The 18747-nt window shown below is 55.8% G+C and carries 14 protein-coding genes; 9 read left to right on the plus strand and 5 right to left on the minus strand.

Going from position 1 to position 18747, the window contains the following annotated elements; translation table 11 throughout:
* Positions 1-198 precede the first annotated feature (198 nt).
* A complete protein-coding gene (locus ACGY09_RS24200; protein ID WP_397569764.1) occupies positions 199-1518 on the minus strand; it encodes a neutral/alkaline non-lysosomal ceramidase N-terminal domain-containing protein in 1320 nt (439 codons plus the stop codon).
* A 180-nt stretch (positions 1519-1698) separates the two neighbouring features.
* On the opposite strand from ACGY09_RS24200, the gene ACGY09_RS24205 reads away from it, so the two are divergent.
* The 4 genes from ACGY09_RS24205 to ACGY09_RS24220 all read left to right on the plus strand — a co-directional run bounded on the left by ACGY09_RS24205 (position 1699) and on the right by ACGY09_RS24220 (position 5643).
* The gene (locus ACGY09_RS24205; RefSeq protein ID WP_397569765.1) at positions 1699-2769 is read left to right on the plus strand and encodes a hypothetical protein; all 1071 of its coding nucleotides are present in this window, start codon (positions 1699-1701) and stop codon (positions 2767-2769) included.
* The gene (locus ACGY09_RS24210; protein ID WP_397569766.1) at positions 2766-3779 is read left to right on the plus strand and encodes a polysaccharide deacetylase family protein; all 1014 of its coding nucleotides are present in this window, start codon (positions 2766-2768) and stop codon (positions 3777-3779) included. Before ACGY09_RS24205 ends, ACGY09_RS24210 begins: the two co-directional genes overlap by 4 nt.
* Before the next feature lie 166 nt (positions 3780-3945).
* Positions 3946-4842 carry a DUF58 domain-containing protein gene (locus ACGY09_RS24215; protein ID WP_373652402.1) on the plus strand — a complete coding sequence of 299 codons (897 nt, stop codon included), beginning with the start codon at positions 3946-3948 and terminating at the stop codon, positions 4840-4842.
* 165 nt (positions 4843-5007) lie between these two features.
* Positions 5008-5643 carry an MIP/aquaporin family protein gene (locus ACGY09_RS24220; protein ID WP_373652401.1) on the plus strand — a complete coding sequence of 212 codons (636 nt, stop codon included), beginning with the start codon at positions 5008-5010 and terminating at the stop codon, positions 5641-5643.
* 71 nt (positions 5644-5714) lie between these two features.
* Here the strand turns inward: ACGY09_RS24220 and ACGY09_RS24225 are convergent, their stop codons facing one another.
* Both ACGY09_RS24225 and ACGY09_RS24230 read right to left on the minus strand, forming a co-directional pair.
* Positions 5715-8609, minus strand: coding sequence for an NPCBM/NEW2 domain-containing protein (locus ACGY09_RS24225; RefSeq protein WP_397569767.1), 2895 nt, complete (start codon positions 8607-8609; stop codon positions 5715-5717).
* Positions 8610-8687: 78 nt separating this feature from the next.
* Positions 8688-9623, minus strand: coding sequence for an aminotransferase class IV (locus ACGY09_RS24230; protein ID WP_397569768.1), 936 nt, complete (start codon positions 9621-9623; stop codon positions 8688-8690).
* Between the two features lie 478 nt (positions 9624-10101).
* Here ACGY09_RS24230 and purB point away from each other — a divergent pair, with 478 nt between their 5' ends.
* Together purB and ACGY09_RS24240 are read left to right on the plus strand one after the other, a co-directional pair.
* Positions 10102-11532, plus strand: a complete 1431-nt coding sequence (gene purB, locus ACGY09_RS24235; RefSeq protein ID WP_373652398.1) for an adenylosuccinate lyase — start codon at positions 10102-10104, stop codon at positions 11530-11532.
* A 204-nt stretch (positions 11533-11736) separates the two neighbouring features.
* The gene (locus tag ACGY09_RS24240) at positions 11737-12702 is read left to right on the plus strand and encodes a carbohydrate kinase family protein (RefSeq protein WP_397569769.1); all 966 of its coding nucleotides are present in this window, start codon (positions 11737-11739) and stop codon (positions 12700-12702) included.
* Between the two features lie 121 nt (positions 12703-12823).
* Here the strand turns inward: ACGY09_RS24240 and ACGY09_RS24245 are convergent, their stop codons facing one another.
* Positions 12824-14632 carry a PQQ-binding-like beta-propeller repeat protein gene (locus tag ACGY09_RS24245; RefSeq protein WP_397569770.1) on the minus strand — a complete coding sequence of 603 codons (1809 nt, stop codon included), beginning with the start codon at positions 14630-14632 and terminating at the stop codon, positions 12824-12826.
* A gap of 191 nt (positions 14633-14823) precedes the next feature.
* On the opposite strand from ACGY09_RS24245, the gene ACGY09_RS24250 reads away from it, so the two are divergent.
* From ACGY09_RS24250 to ACGY09_RS24260, 3 genes are all read left to right on the plus strand, one after another.
* The gene (locus ACGY09_RS24250) at positions 14824-15534 is read left to right on the plus strand and encodes a class I SAM-dependent methyltransferase (protein WP_397569771.1); all 711 of its coding nucleotides are present in this window, start codon (positions 14824-14826) and stop codon (positions 15532-15534) included.
* Positions 15535-15594: 60 nt separating this feature from the next.
* Positions 15595-16113, plus strand: coding sequence for a DUF2721 domain-containing protein (locus ACGY09_RS24255; RefSeq protein WP_373652394.1), 519 nt, complete (start codon positions 15595-15597; stop codon positions 16111-16113).
* Positions 16114-16300: 187 nt separating this feature from the next.
* Entirely contained in the window at positions 16301-17194 is an 894-nt protein-coding gene (locus tag ACGY09_RS24260) for a bestrophin family protein (RefSeq protein WP_373652393.1), read from the plus strand.
* 178 nt (positions 17195-17372) lie between these two features.
* On the opposite strand, the gene ACGY09_RS24265 is transcribed toward ACGY09_RS24260, so the two are convergent.
* Positions 17373-18746: a DUF1501 domain-containing protein gene (locus ACGY09_RS24265; protein ID WP_397569772.1), complete on the minus strand. Its 1374-nt coding sequence runs from the start codon at positions 18744-18746 to the stop codon at positions 17373-17375.
* Between the last annotated feature and the right edge of the window lies 1 nt (position 18747).

Consider the following 18747-nt stretch of genomic DNA (forward strand, 5'->3'; position numbering starts at 1 on the left):
CCTACAACGCCACGCACAATTGAATCCTGGACGAAAAATACGAGCGATGTCGCGGTGTGGTCCCGACATCGCTTCGCACGTCTGTTGTGGTGTGGGTGGTGAGACTCGGGCGTGATTACCCTTAGACGATTCTGCACGCTGTCATTCGGTTCTTTTCCCTATGGGCTACGGCGCTTCGGTCTGCAGAGCAGTGAACTGCTATTTCAAAGGTTCCGGTTTCCCCTCTGCCAGTTTTCCCAGCATGGAATAGATGTTGATCAGGGCGCGGTTCATCATTTCTTCTCCAGCTCCGATCTGGGCCGGGGAGACGGGGGGATCCGCTCCGTAGCCACCCTCTGAGATGGCCTCGATGGTGGGAAAGTAGTTCATGTAGCCGTTGCAGTATCCAAAGAAGAGCGTGTGCTTCACGTAACTACGTTCGCGCAACCGCACGGCATGGTTACTGAAGAATTCGCCCGAACCCCCCACGATCGCAATTTCGCGGTTGAGCAGGATGGTGTTCAACTCGGGGTGCATCCCGTTTTTGTATTCTTCCGCGAAGTTGCGAACCAACTCGGGAAAGAAGGCCTGACCATAGAGAAACAGCACTGCCGGGTTATTGAGATCAATTCGGGTCTCGAATTCGAAGTGATCAACACGCCCCTGAATCGAGGGATGTTCCGGCACGGTCGTCTCTATCGCGTTCGCCAGTTTCACGCATTCCTCACCCAGAAGTTCGCCGAACGCCTGCGGTCCTTTTACGTTGATCGCGTTGACGCTCATATCACCCGATGCACCCTGCATGAACAGACAGGGGGCATTCAGCTCCTTCTCGACGTGGTTCATCATGAAGCCGGGGTAGTCCGCAGAAAATTTGAGAATTTCACCGCTGGTCATGACAGGATGAGCAGCAAAGTTAACGAGGGTGGCGATCGTCCGACCGTTCGTACTGTCAAACTTCATGACAGAAAGGAGTGGGTCGCGGGCGGGGGGCTGGCGTTTGCTCTGGCGATTCCGGTTATAGGGGACTTCGATCGAATTCACCCCCAGGCGGGCTGGCTCCAGTTTCGTCGCCGCTTCGATGATGGTCTCGCTCAGCATTTGTGGGAGTGTCTTGAGGTATCCAATTGCGGCGTCGAATCGTCCTTTGCCAAATCCTTCACGATCGGTCAGTTCCAGAACCGGACCGTGATGCGTATGCGATCCGACAATCAGGACGTGTTCGATCCGGGCTTGCTCACGAATCGCGGCGCGGATTTCGTTCATCATCGCGGTGGTCGGGGCTCGTCCCATGTCGAGCCCGACCAAAGCAACTCGGTCGTCTCCTGCTTCCACCACAATCGTCTTGGCCATCAACGGGTCAAGCGTGCCCTGTGAAAGCATGTCCTTGCGGGCTCCATAGCCCCACATCGGCATGGGAACCGGGGGTGTCACGTCTTTTTGAGCGAATCCAACGCGAAAGACTGGTTCGTCTGCATCTACTGACACGGTCGCTAGCAGAGCAAGAATCAGGCACAGGACAGGGAAGCATCGGTACATTTTAGCCCTCAGACGTCGTTTATCGTGTTCGTTTTGTGGTCTACGGGAGGTGGATGAAGTGGTCCACAGTTGAATGGTCAATCTGAACTTGCAATTGTGACAGTCGATGCGTTGAAAGTGAAGCTGCACTCGTTCACGCTTTCACGTCACGTTCCTGGCCCTATCGATGAGGAGTTCTCGATGCATCGTGGTCTGATCTGGATTTCCGTGACCTGTTTTGTGTTGTTCAGCTTACCCGCCTCATCGCAGGAGTCACCGTCGGCCAAACGGACTTATCACAATCAGTTGAAGCGCATCGAGCAGCCGACGCCCCTTCTCGCCGACTTTCCCGAGTTCTTCGAACCAATCCAAGAATCACTTCACTTTGAAGCTCCCCCGATCGTGGTGGACGACGGAGCCGACCTGCACGTGCGTGCCTGGAGATTTTCCTACAACGCGCGCGGCATTATCGAAATGCCTAATCACCTGAGGGCCTCGGAAACGGCGATTATTATGGTTCATCCCTGGGGAATCGATGATGGTCAGGGCTGGATTACACCCGAGCCTGCCGGAGTCGCTGACTTCTGTACGATCGAAAAGAATCATCTCGCGGCACGGCACACGCGAGAGATCGTAAAGCCTTTTATCAATTCGTTACGAGAGAAGGTTGGGGCTGTTCTCTATAGTCTGCCCGGTGAACGCGATCCAATCCGTCATAAGCTGTACCGCTCGTTCACTCACAAACCGACTCCCGAAGATCGTGCCGAAGGGGCGAAAGAACTGACGGAAAAGCTCGCTCGCTTCAAGTACGAGGGCGAGCCGCTGACCCCGGAACTGCTGCTGTCACGGGATAAACCCGTGATCGATTATTTCAAGCAGTTTCCCGGTCTGGACTCGGGACCAAAGTACAACAATGCAGGATTCTGGCAGTTACCCATCCCGGTAACGACGGATGTCGACGTCCACCCCGATGACGTGATCATCTACGATACCGAAGGCTATGAACCCCTCAAGAAGTTCCTGATCTCTAACGGCATTCGCCATGTATTACTGACGGGCTATGCAACGGATATGTGTTTCTGCCGCACGACAGCCGGCTATGAAAACCTTTCCAAAGACTTCAACGTATTCCTGGTGGGGGATGCTTCGCTGGCAACTTTCCCCTCGAATAACACTCCGAAATTTGCCGTGAATGCCGCGATCTCATTTGCCGCATTGAACCAGTTGATCACTCAAGTCTCGTGGGTGAAATCGGAAGGAACCGCACCATGAATTCGTATTCACGCAGGGACTGGTTACAGGCAATGACTGCGTTCAGTTGCGGCGGGATCGCCACGGGGATGCTGGGTGGGAGGCAACTTCGTGCCGCCGACTCAGATCAATGCCTCGTTGCGATCACGCTGGATCTCGAAATGAGTGCCAATTTTCCGACTCGGGAAATGACTCACTGGAATTTCGAGAAAGGGAATCTGAATGAAGAGACAAAGCGGTACTCGGTCGAGGCAGCGAAGCGCGTGAAAGCAGCCGGTGGCTTGCTGCACTTCTTTGCGGTGGGACGCGTGTTCGAACAGGAGAACACGGACTGGCTGAAGGAGATTGCACGTGGGGGGCATCCCATCGGCAATCATACTTACGACCATATCAATGTCACCGCGACCACAGTGAATGACCTTCAGTTTCGATTTCAGCGATCTCCGTGGCTGCTGCGAGGTCAGTCTGTCCCGGACGCAATCCGCGAGAATATTGTACTGATGAAGCGGGCGATGGAATCGCGGGTGGAACTGGAACCGGTGGGATTTCGCACTCCTGGCGGGTTCGCAAACGGGTTAAAGGAACACCCTCAGGTCCGGTCGCTGCTGATGGAACTTGGCTATGACTGGGTCAGCAGTCTTTATCCGCCGCATCCCAATACCCAACCGATGGAAGAACCCTCGACAGCGGTGCTGGACGGAATTGTCGCGGCCCAGCAGAACGCTCAGCCGTTCATCTATCCCGACGGATTGATCGAGATTCCGATGAGTCCGATCAGTGATATCGGAGCCTTTCGGACGGGGCGGTGGAAACTGGAGTGGTTCCTCAAGGCAATCCGGCTGTCGCTCGAATGGGCGATCGAGAATCGCGCCGTGTTTGATTTTCTGGCTCATCCGAGTTGTCTGTACGTTGTTGATCCCGAGTTTCGATCGATTGAACTGATCTGCGACCTGGTCCGGAAAGCAGGTAATCGAGCTGCCATTGTGGATCTGCGGACCTTCGCCGAGCGTGCAAGAAGATCGAAAGCGTGAAGCAGGACGACGTGAGCTCAAAACGTCAGAACTGTTGAATCAAGCACTGGAGAGATTTTTCTGAGCTTCCCGATGAAGGCCTGCTCACGGTCACGCAGACGAGTTCAACCTGTTAATCTGTGCGGAACAGATTCCTGGTTCAACGATCTCTGCAGGTGAGTTTTCCATGGCGGGAGCCGAACAATATCTGAAACCATCCGTCATCCGTAATGTGTCGCGTCTCGATCTGCGAGCGCGATTTATTGTGGAAGGGTTCTTGACGGGGCTCCATTCCAGTCCATTTCACGGCTTCAGCGTCGAATTCAGTGAGCACCGTCGTTACGCGCAGGGAGATGATCCGAAGAATATCGACTGGCTGGTCTACGCCAAGACAGATCGATACTACATCAAAAAGTTTCAGGCCGAGACGAATATCTCGGGCTATCTGCTGATGGATCTCTCGGAAAGTATGTCGTACACGTATCGGCAGGAACTCAATAAATTCGACTACTGCATCTGTCTTGCCGCCGCGTTGGGATACCTGATGATTCACCAGCAGGATCCCGTGGGACTGATGACCTTTTCAGAGAAATTACATGCCTGTCTGCCCGCACGCAGCAAACGAAGCCAGCTGGGCAACATTCTGTCACTCTTATCCAAAGCAAGTCCTGCCGGTCAGACCGACGTTGCCGGAAACCTGCGCCGCGTCGCCGCGATGATCCGCCACCGCAGTCTGTTCATGTTGTTTTCAGATCTACTGTGTGACCCCGAACCGGTCATCGATTCAATCCGGATGTTGCGCCATCGTGGTCATGACGTGATCGTCTTTCATGTTCTCGACGAAGCAGAAGTGAACTTCCCCTTTGAAAGCCTTTCTGATTTCGAAGACCCCGAGTCAGGGGACCGGCTGATTGTTGATGCGGTGGGGATTCGGGGTGACTATCTCGAGGCCATGCAGAACTTGCGGAACCAGTACAAACGGGAATGTCTCCGCATGGGCGCCGACTATGTCGCGCTCGATACGAGTCTGCCATTCGACCGGGCGCTGGTCGAATACCTCTCGCAACGACAGGCCCGCTTCTAAAGACTGTCTGAGCCGCGACAGGTAGTTTGTGCAGAATTGATCCAGTGAAAAAATACGATTCGGCCCCTCCGTTAGTGGAATCGTTGCAGCACTTCGAGTAGTCTCCTGCCGCAATTGCGATAGTCGTGGGCAAGAATTTTGGTCTCTGCACAAGAAAGACGAAGCATGGGGAAATACCTTACCGAATTTATTGGCACGTTCTTTCTAGTCTTGACGATTGGCTGCTGCGTCGTGGGAGGAGCAGCGCTGCCCCCTCTGGCAATTGGTTCAGCATTGATGGTGATGATTTTTGCAGGTGGCCATGTGTCGGGAGCTCATTACAATCCCGCCGTGACGCTGGCCGTCCTGTTGCGTGGTCGTTGCTCGATCGCTGACGCGATTCCCTACATGATTTCGCAGGTTCTTGCGGCGCTCGTCGCTGCGCTGGCCGTGCAGTTCCTGTTCGCGGGTGAGAAAGTCGCCGCGATTCAAACGCTTGATCTCTCCAAGACGATTCCACAGGCTCTGCTGGCTGAATTCCTCTACACCTTCGCATTGGCTTACGTCGTTTTGAACGTCGCTACGGCGAAAGCGAATGCCAATAATTCGTTCTACGGCCTCGCGATCGGATTTACAGTCCTGGTCGGGGCTTTCTCCGTCGGAGCCATCTCGAATGGCGCGTTTAATCCGGCCGTTGCCGTCGGCCTTGTGATCCTGAAATTGTCCGCTCTGTCGGATATCTGGGTGTATCTGGCAGGCGATTTCGCGGGGGGTGCACTGGCGGCAATCGTCTTCAAGATCATCAATCCCGATGACAAGTAATCGAGTGCTGACGCATCGAGACGATCTATTCGCGAGGTGACAGAATGAGGCATCGGGGGCTGTCCCATGCCTCATTTTTCTTCGGGCTGTTTTTCCGTCAGAGCAATTTGCTTCCAATAGGCTGTCGCGTTGGGGAGCTGGCCCGATTGGTTCAGCACTTCCAGCAAAACCTTCTGCCCCGCGTAACGCGCCAGGTCGACTTGCAGCCGAACCCATCCCTCTTGACTTGTCAGCTCATCGTTGATGAGCCGGTCATGAATCGTCTCACCGTTTGCACGAACAATGAGTCGCCATTCTGATTTCGGTGAATTGGTGACGACCAGATCCAGTTCCATGGGACGCTCCGCTGGCAAGTGAACTCCGGCCCTGAAGGTCAGCGGTTGGTCCAGACCGTTCGGTTGCGTTTGCATGACCTGGGGTTGACCGCGAAATTCTGCCAGACGGCCTAACCCCTGCGTCATCTCAGGTGACGAGAACAGAGGAGCAACCCGCGAGAATTCCGTGGCGAACTCTGCGGCACGAAGGGGGACATCGTCGTCCGATGCGTCCGGTGAACGAGTCGATTGCTGGTGTCGGCGTTGCCGGGAGATGTATTCGATATCGGACTGTGTCCTTGCGAGGTAGAGCGAATCGAACCAGCAGGCATCGCCGTCTGTGGCTTTGAGTGCGATGCCTGTCAGCAACATGGTTCCGAAGTCCCCGAAAAGGTCACGCTGGATTGTCTGCCAGTTCCGGGGCAAATTACCGTGCAGCCACAGGGGATGGCGCACTGACGTCGTGACTGCACCAGCCTCATAGCTGTAGGCGAAACGTTGACCACGCTCATCAGGAACAAGTGTACGGCGACGAGCGACGTCGAACGAATGGGGTTCGCGAATGGGATGCAAACCCTGATCACGAAATTCACCATGATTGGCAAGCTGAAGCTGAATTCGGGTTCCCGTCTGCTGTTTCCATGCGAAGAGCAGGTAACGATATTGACCCAGTTGCGGATGCTCAAAAATTGCCGCTTCCAGCCCTGGCACTGCCGGATTGCCCACCGAAGGAGGGAAGACTTTCAATGAGTGCGTTCCCGAGAAGGGTTGGTCAGGGTCGACTTCCACCCTTCCCTCACCCTGGGTGAGCTGTCGGGAAAGATTCTCATGATCTTCGAACAGCGGCAGTACTCCGGGAGGGTACCTCGTTAGCGCAAATCCACGCCAATCGATCCATGAGCGTTCGTCTGACGGATAGACAACCACATCAACGGCGATTGTTGATCCCTGGAACCCTTCAACCGGGATCAGCATTGGTTCCGGATCCGTAATCGATTGACGAATTGGGAGATCAAATTCCCCGTATACTCGCCCATCGATTCTTATCTGGACTGCAGACGGAGACGAAGTCTCAAGGAAGCGACTACCGTTAAGAACCAGCCAGCGATCACTCTCGCCCACTTTGACTTTCCGCGACATCGTATAGAAAGAATCGGTTGAGAGGGCTGTTAATTGGAAATGCGGATCGCGGGGATCAAGCGAGTTCGTTGTGTTCCAATTCACCATCGAATGGAGATCGACGGGCGAAATTGTCCAGCCGATCAGACCGGCCATACGGCCTGTGGCTCGTCGCGCGACTTCCTCCCGTAACATCGCGGCATCCAGTTTCAGTTCGGGTTCGTACCAGTTGAACACGTCGCGAATGTCGAAGGGATCTGCTCCCGACGGGCGATCCTCATGCGCCATCTCGGTACGAAGTGTCAGAAGCTTCTCGTCGTCATCACCGACTGGAAGTTCGGTCCAGGGAAGTTCCTCGACCTTCGTGGAACCGACGAGCCCGTCGCGCTGGATGATGGATTGGTGCTGTCCGAACAGAATCTCAGCATTCACACATCCCCCCTCATGCACCGAGCGGTCCAGTCCGAACAGGGTTCGAAAGGCGCGAGCCGATTCGGGGTAGCGGAATGTCAGCGAGGATGACCCATGAACGCCGAACCCCCATCCAAATTCCTGATGTCGTGACTGAAGCGGCCCGTGAAGAACGTTCTGATCGTGTTGGTAGTCCCAGATTCGTCCGAAAACCGCCTGATGCGAGACGTTGACGGGGAGCGTCATCGACAGCGGAACTTCCTCGGGGGCGAACGACCTCCACTGACGAATCGTGCGGTACCGCAGCCAGATGGAATCCAGGCTCCACGCAGGCTGGATGAGTTGCAGCCACTGTTCCGGCCTGTTGCGGTCGCCGTGATGTCGAGCTTGAAACCGTTCCGTCGATGTCGTCCAGATACTGCCGTCGACTGTTCGAAGCTGCAGAATTCGTGACTTGAGTTGAGGAGAGAGAACTCCCAGTTGCTCGTAATAAGAGTTCCAGGGGTCCCGTTCGGGCAGATGGAGTTCGGCCAGATCGACAAGCTGAAATTCCTTGATGCCCTCTGCCGTCAGTAGAGTCACCCCCTGAGGGGCCCAGCGTAGCGAACGGAACGAGTGGGAATGTCCCGTTCGCAGCCAGACCGTTCCTGGTTGGAGAGTCTGGCTTGATTGTGGAGACTGGGGGGCCACCGGCGTCCAGACGATTCTGCGCAGCCAATCCGTGGTCACTCGTAGAATGACGGGGTTCGTCACGTCGGGAGGTTGAATATCCGCCGCAGGCTTGACCAGCAGGTAAGGGAACGAAGATTCGTAGGTGTTCTCTCGACCGGTCGAGTAACCAGTCACCTCACCCGCCAGTCGGTCACCGTTGTCGAACTCGAGGTAGGAAACAGGGACGGGGGGGATCGGGGTTTGTCGATCGAGCAACCAGCGGAAGGGACTTTCTGTACTGAAGAGAGGTTTGTCACCGATGCGGGCGGAAGCATCGGGTTCGTTCCAGTCGAGAACCTCCGGTGCTTCTGCCCTGGTTCCGTCTGCAAACAGAGCAGAATATCGGTCGGCGGCGGAAGCGACCTGTGAGGCAAGGTGTAACGCCGTAAGCAGGATCCACCAGCGACGCATTCGATTTCCCTTCACAAGGGCGAAACATCCATCATGCAGCCAGGCTTATCAGGGTGCGTCGTGGCACCGGTTCTCCGGCTACGGCGTCGCCGTCCTCGACAGCGCGCCGTCATGCATCTGCTTCACGATATCGACTCCCACGAGGTCGCTCCATGCAGCCATCAGGCGTTGGAAGACAGGACCCGGAACTCCGGCTCCAATCGGGCTGCCGTTGAATCGGGTTACGGGTAGCATGCAATGAGGAGTCGAAGTGAGGAAGGCCTCGGTTGCTCGCGAAAGTTCATCCGGTCGGATGCGGGCGGTAACGAAAGTGAGCCCCAGCGACGTTGCCAGCTCTCCGGCGACATCACGGCTGATTCCAGCAAGAACGTGCTGGGAGGGCGTCGCAATCGTCGACCCCGTCACGATGCAGAGGTTTCCCGTCCCGGTCTCCGTCAGTAACCCATCGTGATCGGTCAAAAGCGCCATGGCGGCCGGGTCAACTTTCTTCGCTTCCAGGTCGGCCAGATGCCAGTGAAGGCGGCTGCGGTGTTTGATGCGGGTGTCGATGACATCGTCTGGTAGGCTTTTGACAGAAGTTGTCACGAGATGCAGGCCCGTAAGGTAACGACCGGACCAGAGCTCGAATGGGAGCGGGAATGTATGAACGCAAACTGAGGGTGTCCGTGCCCGGGTTCGCTCATGCATTCCCAGATAGGTCAGGTTCTGACCGGCGGTAACAAAAATGATCAGTCCCAGATCGTGATCCCGTGGGATCAGCTTGGCATTGTTCTGGACAACTTGAAGGCAGATCGACTGGATTTCGGATGACGAAAGCCCCGGATCGACCTTGACGACGTCCAGCGACTGCTCGAGCCGTCGTAGATGCTCGTCAAGGCGGAAGGGGACATGCCGAAATGTTCTTGCCATTTCCGAAACGGACGACCCCGCAACGACTCCCAGGTCAAAAACGGACAGCGCCGCCTTCGAGACGGGAAGAAACTCACCATTCAAATAGGCAATCGCTTCGTTCATGGGAGTGTTTCCGATGTTCAAGGAACTCAAGACGCGGGAACGGAGGATCGCTGCAAGTCGAAAGGTTTTGAGTGATGGACCGACCAAATCCATTGTATCTTGTGACTTTGGAGCGACTTACCGTCAAGGATGGACTACTTCGCGATCCCCTGCCGGAAGAACAGAGCAATGCATTTTTTCGGTTTTTTTCAGGCTGTTTCTGAGACGCTGGAACAAAAGGGAAATTCGGTGCAGCCGCGCGGGGACCGGCCCTTGAATTCATGCCGGTGCCTCAGGGAAAAGGTCCTCATTTGACGAATCAAATACCTCGGATCGGTTGATCGCCCTGATGCCGCGATATTCCGGCACAACGGACGGATTTTTTAATTGAGCAGGATGAGTTACGATGGGATTCTGCTTCCCGAGAAACGATATTCCGCTCGCGAGAGCTTTGTTTTGTATTGTGTTTACTGAAGTCAACTGCGAAGGGTGACAAGTTTTGAACCACGATGTGTATGACAATCCGCTGATCGGTCGGTATGCCTCAACAGAGATGAGCCAGCTCTGGTCTCCACAGACCAAGCATTCGACGTGGCGGCGACTGTGGGTTGCTCTGGCCGAATCGGAACGGGAACTGGGGCTCGAAATCAGTCAGGCTCAGGTCGATGAACTGAAGGCAAATGTCGACAACATCGATTTCGCCGCAGCGGCACAGCATGAGAAACGATTGCGTCACGATGTGATGGCACACGTCCACGCCTATGGAGATGTCTGCCCGCTGGCCCGGCCGATCATTCACCTGGGGGCCACCAGTTGCTATGTCACCGACAACACCGATCTGATTCTGATGCGCCGCGGACTGGAAATGCTGCGCGCAAAACTGGTCGCGACCATTGACCGACTCGCAAAGTTTGCCGCCGAATATCGAGATCTCCCCTGCCTCGGATTTACCCATCTCCAACCGGCGCAACCGGTGACCGTCGGCAAGCGGGCGACGCTGTGGTGTTACGACCTGGTCCTCGATCTGGAAGAGCTCTCACACCGCATCGATTCGCTAAAGCTGCGCGGCGTCAAAGGGACGACCGGGACACAAGCGACGTTCCTGGCACTGTTCGATGGCGATCATTCCAAAGTGGACGAACTCGATCGAATCGTCTGTAAGAAGCTTGGTTTCGATTCGGCCTATGCCGTGACCGGGCAGACTTACTCGCGAAAAGTCGACTCGCAGGTCATCGACGTACTGGCAGGACTCTCACAAACGGCGCACAAGGCTGGCAGCGATTTGAGACTGCTGCAAAGTCGCAAGGAAGTGGAAGAGCCCTTCGAGAAGCACCAGATCGGATCGTCGGCCATGGCCTACAAGCGGAACCCGATGCGTTCCGAGCGCATGTGCGGTCTGGCTCGATTCGTTATGGGATTGTCGTCTTCGGCCGCTCAGACGACCGCAACCCAATGGATGGAGCGAACGCTGGACGACAGCGCTATTCGTCGACTGACCATTCCACAGGCCTTCCTGGCCGCTGACGCGATCCTGATCCTGTATCGGAACATCGTCGAGGGACTGGTCGTTTACCCCAAGGTCATCGCCAGGCATCTTGAAGAGGAACTCCCCTTCATGGCGACAGAAGAGATTCTGATGGCGGGTGTTCGCGCGGGAGGTGACCGTCAGGAACTCCATGAAAAAATCCGGGTTCACAGTATCGAAGCAGGCCAGCAGGTGAAGGCTCACGGCCAGGCCAACGACCTGATCGACCGATTAAAGAAAGAGCCGAGCTTCGCCAATGTCGATTTGACAGGGGCTCTCGATCCAAAACGGTTCATCGGCCGCTCGCCGGAGCAGGTTGACCGCTTCATCGAAGACGTGATCGAACCGATCCGCCGGAAGTATGCCGGCGATCTGAACCGCTCAGTCGAAGAATTGCACGTTTGAGACCTGCAAAACCGAGGGGTCTGAGTGTCAATCCGCTTTGGCAGGCACGGGCGTCTCTCGTTTGCGCCTGTGCCTCCAGCGGCGTTGATTGATTGACTGAGATCCCGTTCTCGATGTTTGCTCGGTAGAGTTCCCGTTGATTCCCACAGTGGTGGAACGACGACTGCAATTCTTGCTTTTACACGTTTCTGGATAGGATCTGCGATGGCGAAGACACTCGATTGTCTCTGCGTGGGAATTGTTGTTGCCGATATGGTCTGCCACCCAATCGAAGAAATGCCACGGGCCGGCGCGTTGACCAAAACCGAGAGCATTCAGTTCTCGATTGGGGGATGTTCGGCCAATCTGGGGGTCGACCTTGCCCGGTTGGGTCTCAACGTCGGTCTTTCCGGTCGCGTCGGCTCAGACTTGTTCGGTCGGGAAGTTTGCCGATTACTTGGCGATTCGGGGGTTGATACGTCCCTGATTGAAGTCAGCCCAACGGCTCCGACCAGCAGCACGTTTGTCCTTAACGTGGCGGGCGAGGATCGCAGATTCGTACACTGCGTTGGTGCCAACGGCGAGTTCGACGGTCACGAGATCACCGCCGAGCAGATTCGGGGGGTGAAGGCGATCTTCATCGGGGGATTCTGCCTGATGGACTCACTGAAACCCGAACAAGCCATCCGCTTGTTCCGTCTGGCTCGGGAAAACAACGTTAAAACGTTCCTCAACGTCGTGCTCTCGGAAAATACAGACACGATGGCGTGGCTGACAGGTGTGTTGCCCTGGACCGACTACTTCTTCTGTAATAATGACGAAGCCCGTCGAATCACGGGTGAACTGGGTGCCGTCAAGCAGGTTGAGGCGTTGCGGGATCTCGGGGCCGGCACCGCCATTGTCACTCACGGCGAGCATGGCGCAGTGCTGGCGGGTGAAGGGAAACTCATCAGGTCCGGTGTCTATCCGGTCACTCCCGTTGATGCCACCGGAACCGGGGATGCGTTCACTGCCGGGTTCCTCTACGGGGTTTTGCGGGGTGTACCCGAAGAAGAGTGTCTGAAGTTCGGCAGTGCCATGGGAGCCAGTTGTGTCCGTTCAGTCGGCGCGACAACGGGGGTTTTTAACGCTCGGGAACTGGCCGAATTCGTGTCGAAGACCCGACTTGATATTGAAAACCTGGATGAATAGTCGGACGTCAGCGACGCTGGATCGGGGCACCGCAGGAATGGAGTTGCGGGCCCGATCGAACAATCGCCTGTGACCTTCATTCCTCTTGTGAGCAGTTGAGATCGGTGTCCCGGCTAACGTCTCAGTCTGAGGCGGCGGAGGGCGGCGATACGGGGGCCGTATCCTGCATGGTCAATTCAAAGCAGGCGATCTCTTCGGCATTGCGGACAAACAGCTTGCCGTGTGCGATGACAGGATGGTTCCAGGTCTTACCTTCAATCGCCTTGAATCGACTGACTTCTTTGTGATGATCGGGCTTGGCTTCGACAAGTGCCACCTCCCCCTGCTCCGTCAGGATCAACAGGAGATTGTCCTCCGCGACGAGCAATACCTGACCATTGCCATAGCCTCGAGCCCTCCACTTTAACTTGCCATCGTTCAGGCCGATGCACATGAAAATGTTGCCGTCAAAGCCATAAAGATCGTCTCCCGCCACGACAAAATCGTTGAAATAAGGCTTGAAGACTCGGGCGGTCCACAGTTCGCTGACTTTCCATTGGTCCCCGTCCTTTTGGACATGAAGTCGTCGAGTTCCCTCGGACATCCCCGTTCCGACCAGCAAATCGGTACTCGTCAGGATGGCGGGCTGGGCGATACGGGCCTGTTCTACGGGCCAGTGATGCGCCCATAGCGTTTTTCCCGTATCAGGATCCAGAGCACAGATCCCCGCGTTGGTCGAAATCAGGAGTTGTTCGACTTCATCCATGACGGCCGACTGGGTTGAAGAGTAACTCTGCAGACCCTCGCCGCCGGTCCAGGCGAGATCTCCGTTCTCGATATGATAGGCCACGACGCTTTTTCCATCCGGCCCACCCGCGAAGACTGAAACGAGTCCACGACAGATGAATGGAGAACTTGAAAATCCCCACTGAGGGACGGTCGCCCCGGAATCTTTCACAATATCAGCCGACCAGAAAAGCTTGCCGGTGGCCGCATCCAGGCAATTGAGTACCCCATTTGCCCCTTGAGCGTACAGGCGACCTTCATGAAACGTGGGTGTTCCACGAGGGCCGGGACCTGCAACGATCTCTTCGAAACGAGTGGCATCACGGTGTTCCCAGATCGCCTTTCCTGTGTTGGTGTCGTAGCACATGACGAGTTCGTCACCACCCCGTTGCTCTTGTGTGAACAGGTGGCTGCCAATCACCGAGAACGATGACCAGCCCGGGCCAATCCGGTGCCGCCAAAGCTCTTTGGGAGGAGCGGTGTCCCAATCAGTGCGGATGTGAGTCCCCGTCAAGCGACTGTCACGTTGAGGACCGCGAAAAGCGGGCCAGTCCCCGTCTGTGACCTTGAGTTCCATCGCTTCATTCGGTTCGGGGTTCTGGGGAGTCGGATCTGCACTCCTTAATTCAGTTAGGAGCTTTTCTTCCTGGGTGGGGATCCACCGCCAATTGAAAGTCGACTTAAAGTTTCCATCCATCCCATCCACACGCAAGAGGGAGAAATACACTCCCGTTACGACAAAAATCAGGATCAGACCCGTCTTCCGGACTGACCACGGCAACCAGTAGGTGAGAAGCAGCCACCCAACCCATAACACGGCGACCATTGGCACTGCAAAGAGGACCAGAGCCAGGGCAGGAAAGTTCTTTCCGGCAACCAGTACCGTGATCATGGCGACGAGCACAAACGTCCCCGCGACCTGTAATCGGTCGTTCCAGCGAACGCGACTGGCGAAGAGCCACCAGACCAGCAGGAGCACCATGGCAACAGCAGGGCTGACAAGCATCGTCAGGAAGAACTTCAGGGGAAATGGTTCACCGACAAGGGACCAGATCTGAGTTAATCCCCACGCGCCCAGAATGACGAGCGCGGGCCATAATCGAAGCTGAGAGGGAGCGGGAGACGCCGTCGTATCAGGGAAAGTTTGCAGTTGGCCATCAGACATGAGAAGTTACCTTCGGTCGAAGATGTGAGAGCGTTTCGAATCGATGCTCTATCAACTATCTTAGAAATCACTCTCATTTTTGGCAGCCCCGAATCGCCGGGTTGGTCATGGCAATCGTCACGCATCAGTGGGAATTCATCCGTGCTGACAATTGCGGTCGAATCAGTCAAGAAAAAGCAGGAGAAAACGGAATGAAGTCCACGGTGGAAGAGATCCGACGTCGGTTTGATGCGGATGTGGAAAGGTTCTCAAATCTCTCGACAGGTCAGTCGGCGACAGTCGATGCTCCCCTCGCCATGGAACTGGTCGCTCAGGCCGCTATTGCTGCAACTCCTTTTGGACAGCGAGTCGTTGATGTGGGATGCGGCGCCGGAAATTACACGCTCAAACTGCTCGAACAAAAGCCGAATCTCGATGCGACGCTGATTGATCTGAGCCTGCCCATGCTTGAACGGGCCAAGGGACGGGTTGAAGCGGCAACGTCAGGTCAAGTAACAACCCTTCAAGGGGATATTCGCGAGATTGCACTGCCAGCGGAGGGGTGTGATATCATCCTCGCGGCTGCGGTCCTGCATCATTTGCGGACCGATGCGGAATGGAAAAGCGTCTTCGAGGGCTTCCATCGAGCATTGAAACCGGGCGGATCCATTTGGATCTTTGATCTGGTGGAAAGCTCAATTCCTGCCATTCAGTCCCTCATGTGGCATCGCTATGGAGACTATTTGAAAGGTTTTAAGGACGAAGCCTATCGTGATCATGTTTATGCCTACATCGACCAGGAAGATACGCCGCGTCCGCTGATGTTTCAGTTAGATCTGCTGCGGCAAGTGGGGTTCCAGCAGGTTGAAATACTGCATAAGAACAGTTGCTTTGCGGCCTTCGGTGCAGTGAAGTCTGTCTGAAGCGTCCCGTTCCAGCCGATTCTTGATGCGCAGAGACCTTCTTCGAGTCTAAAGTTCCCAATGGAAACGAATCCTTTTGCCGTCCTTTCATTGATAGTTGCTCCGGCGATCCTGACGAATGCAACCTCGGTCCTCATCATGAGCACCAGCAATCGGCTCGCCCGCAGCGTCGACCGTGCCCGTGAATTGTCGAAGCAGCTTGAAGAGACGACGCGGTATGAGTCCGAAGATGCACAGCGGCGACTGCGGGAGGTCAATGCAGCCAAGCGTCGTGCGCTCCTGCTGCTGCACGCACTGAGAAGCCTTTACCTCGCGCTGGGAGCGTTTGCTTCATCCGCGTTCGTCTCGCTGCTCGGGGCGGTAACTGCTCCTGCGCAGCTTGCAGTTCTGGTGATTACCATGGAAATCGCAGCAGTGATTGCGGGGATGGTCGCGGTTGGCGCAATGGTTTACGGGACAGTGCTGTTGCTCAGGGAAACAAAGATCGCGGTGCGAGTGATCTCTGAACGCGTTGAGAACGTCTTTGATCGGATCGAACGGCTCGACCCGATGGGAAGCAAAGATAACACTTATCCGTAGTCCTCACTGATCGCGCTTGCGAAACGTTTAACGACGATGTCACCGTTTAAGGTGCCGATGGGCACGGAACGTCGTCGGAATGCATGTGCTCGAATGAGTCATGATCAGACGCGAATGGCATTTGGACAATCCCATCGCTACGATCGTGCGACTCACGGAAAACGGAAACAGGCAGTACACGTAACGAATGATCGAATATAATCGGTACAGTTGGTGGAAGACGACATTCTCTTGGAAGGGGACTGCGCTCTCACGAGTCGCGGGACGCGTCCTGCTGTTCACCTCTTATGCAGCTGGCGTTCAACTGGTCTACGAAGCGGGGTTGAGTACCGGGCTGTACGACAAATTCTTCGGGATTGATCCGGTCGCACACGCGGTGCTGGGGTCGTTGCTCGGGTTTCTGATTGTGTTCCGGATGAACTCGTCGAATGCCCGATATTGGGAAGGCCGATCGAGCTGGGGACAGATCATCAATGCCAGTCGAAATCTGGTGCGAATCGGAAGCGAATTCTCAACTGAAGGTCGCGAACTGGCTGGACTGGTTGCAGGTTTTGCAATCTGTCTGCGACGGTCGTTACAAGGACACCGCGATACGCAGGACACGGAATACTACCTGAGTGAGAAAGTCCGGCAGTCTGTCGAGAGCTTCGGCAATCCCCCCACTGGTGTTGCCGCAGCGATCTCGGCCTGGATCGGACGCCAGTTTCGGGCGGGAACCATCGACACGATGACTGTCCGTCAACTTGAAGAGCAGTTGTCGAAACTGGTCGATGCACAAGGGGCGTGTGAGAAGATCCAGAAAACACCCTTGCCCTTTGCTTACGTCGTGATGGTGAAGCAACTGATTCTGGCCTACCTGATCACTCTCCCTCTCGTCCTGTGCGAACGCTGCGGATGGTGGTCGCCCCTGTTGATGATCGTGATCTCGCTGGGCCAGTTTGGAATGGAAGAGGCGAGCGTGGAAATCGAGGACCCGTTCGGCACGGACGATAATTGTCTCGACATGCAGTCTTACTGTCTGACGATCGCACGCGACACCGGACAACTCGCCACACGTTCCATGCATGCGATCAGCAAGTAGGACCGTCAGCACGATGGGACTCAAGGTCCCCTCGCTTAACTTGCGAGCAGGCATTCCTCGTTTGGTCGAGAACAGAATTTCCTGAAGTCTGCAGGAACGCAATCGGATCCCAGATAGCCTGCAGCGGCCCTATCGAAGCGTGGTACTTCCTCTCAGCGATGTTGACCGCCGCCTGGGGTTAGATCAGTTCCTTGATCGGATCCCCAAAGGGAAGGATCGGAACAGGGCGCCCAGCGAAGTTGATAAAGTTGTGGGCAGCGTCGATACCAAGGTGCCGATAGACGGTCGCGAGCAGATCCTGGGGAGTCACGGGAGATTGTGTCGGGTATTCTGCTTTTGAGTTCGTGGCCCCAACGACCTGTCCCATTCGCAGGCCACCCCCTGAGATCAAGGCACTGAACGCCTGTGGCCAGTGGTCTCGTCCGTAACTCGGCTGCCCCTGGAAATTGGTTTGTGCAAAACCCAGGCGAGGCGTGCGCCCGAATTCTCCGCAGGCAAGAACGAGGATTTTCCGATCAAGGCCCCGTTCAAAAATTTCCCCGATGAGTGCGCTGAGCGCCTGATCCATTTGCGGGAGGCGTTCGCAGTTGGCGACGCCCAGATCAAACGCGGCGGCATGGTCGTCCCAGCTGAAGTGAGGACTCTTATCATTGGTCGCCGTCGCATCGATGTTGATGACCGCGACTCCCGCTTCGGCCAGTCGTCGTGCAAGCAAACAGCTTTGTCCCCAGCGATGGGAACCGTAGCGTTCGCGGACGGAATCCGGTTCCTGTTTTAAGTCAAACGCTGCGGCAACCGAGGTGCTCGAGAGGATGTCAAAAGCTGCCCCACGAAATTGATCAATGCCATCAAGAGAGCCGTTCAGATCAAGATCCCGGCGATACCGGTCGAGTTGTGAGACCAGCGACCGACGTTCAATGAATCTGTTGTTGTCTGTATCGGCGATCAGTTTCAGGTTTGGTGGGGAAAAATCCTTCACCGAAGGGTCTCCCGTTTCGAACGCTTTTGAGCTGAGGCCCAGGTACTGAGGCTGCGTCATGAACGGTGCTTTATGAGCGCCGACGTACTGAGGAAGCCCGTCCGGTCGAGGACCCCGCATCCGGGCCGCGATCATGCCAAAGTCAGGATGCTCGGAACGAGCCTGGGAGGTCACGTCGGGAACGGTCGGTGTTTTTCCGGTCAGCACCTCGATGCTGCCGTCGTTGTGGGCAGACATTTCATGATGCAGCGATCGAATGATTGAGAACTTATCCGCCATTTTCGCCTGCAGCGGCAGATGCTCGCAGATATCCATGCCGGGGATATTGGTGGCAATAGGCCGGAACGGGCCGCGATAGTCCGTTGGCGCATTCGGTTTCAGGTCGTAGGTCTCGAGCTGGCTGGGACCGCCCCACATCCAGAAGAGAATCACCGAGGTTTCGGAATGGGACTGACCTGCCGCTGCCCTGCTGGCGAGGACGTCAGGAAGCGTCATACCTCCCAGGGCCAAAGCCCCGATCCGCATGAACTCACGTCGCGTCGCAGGTCCCAGGCAATTCAGTTGCTGTTTCATA

The sequence above is a fragment of the Schlesneria sphaerica genome, assembly GCF_044336245.1.
GTDB classification, from domain to species: domain Bacteria; phylum Planctomycetota; class Planctomycetia; order Planctomycetales; family Planctomycetaceae; genus Schlesneria; species Schlesneria sphaerica.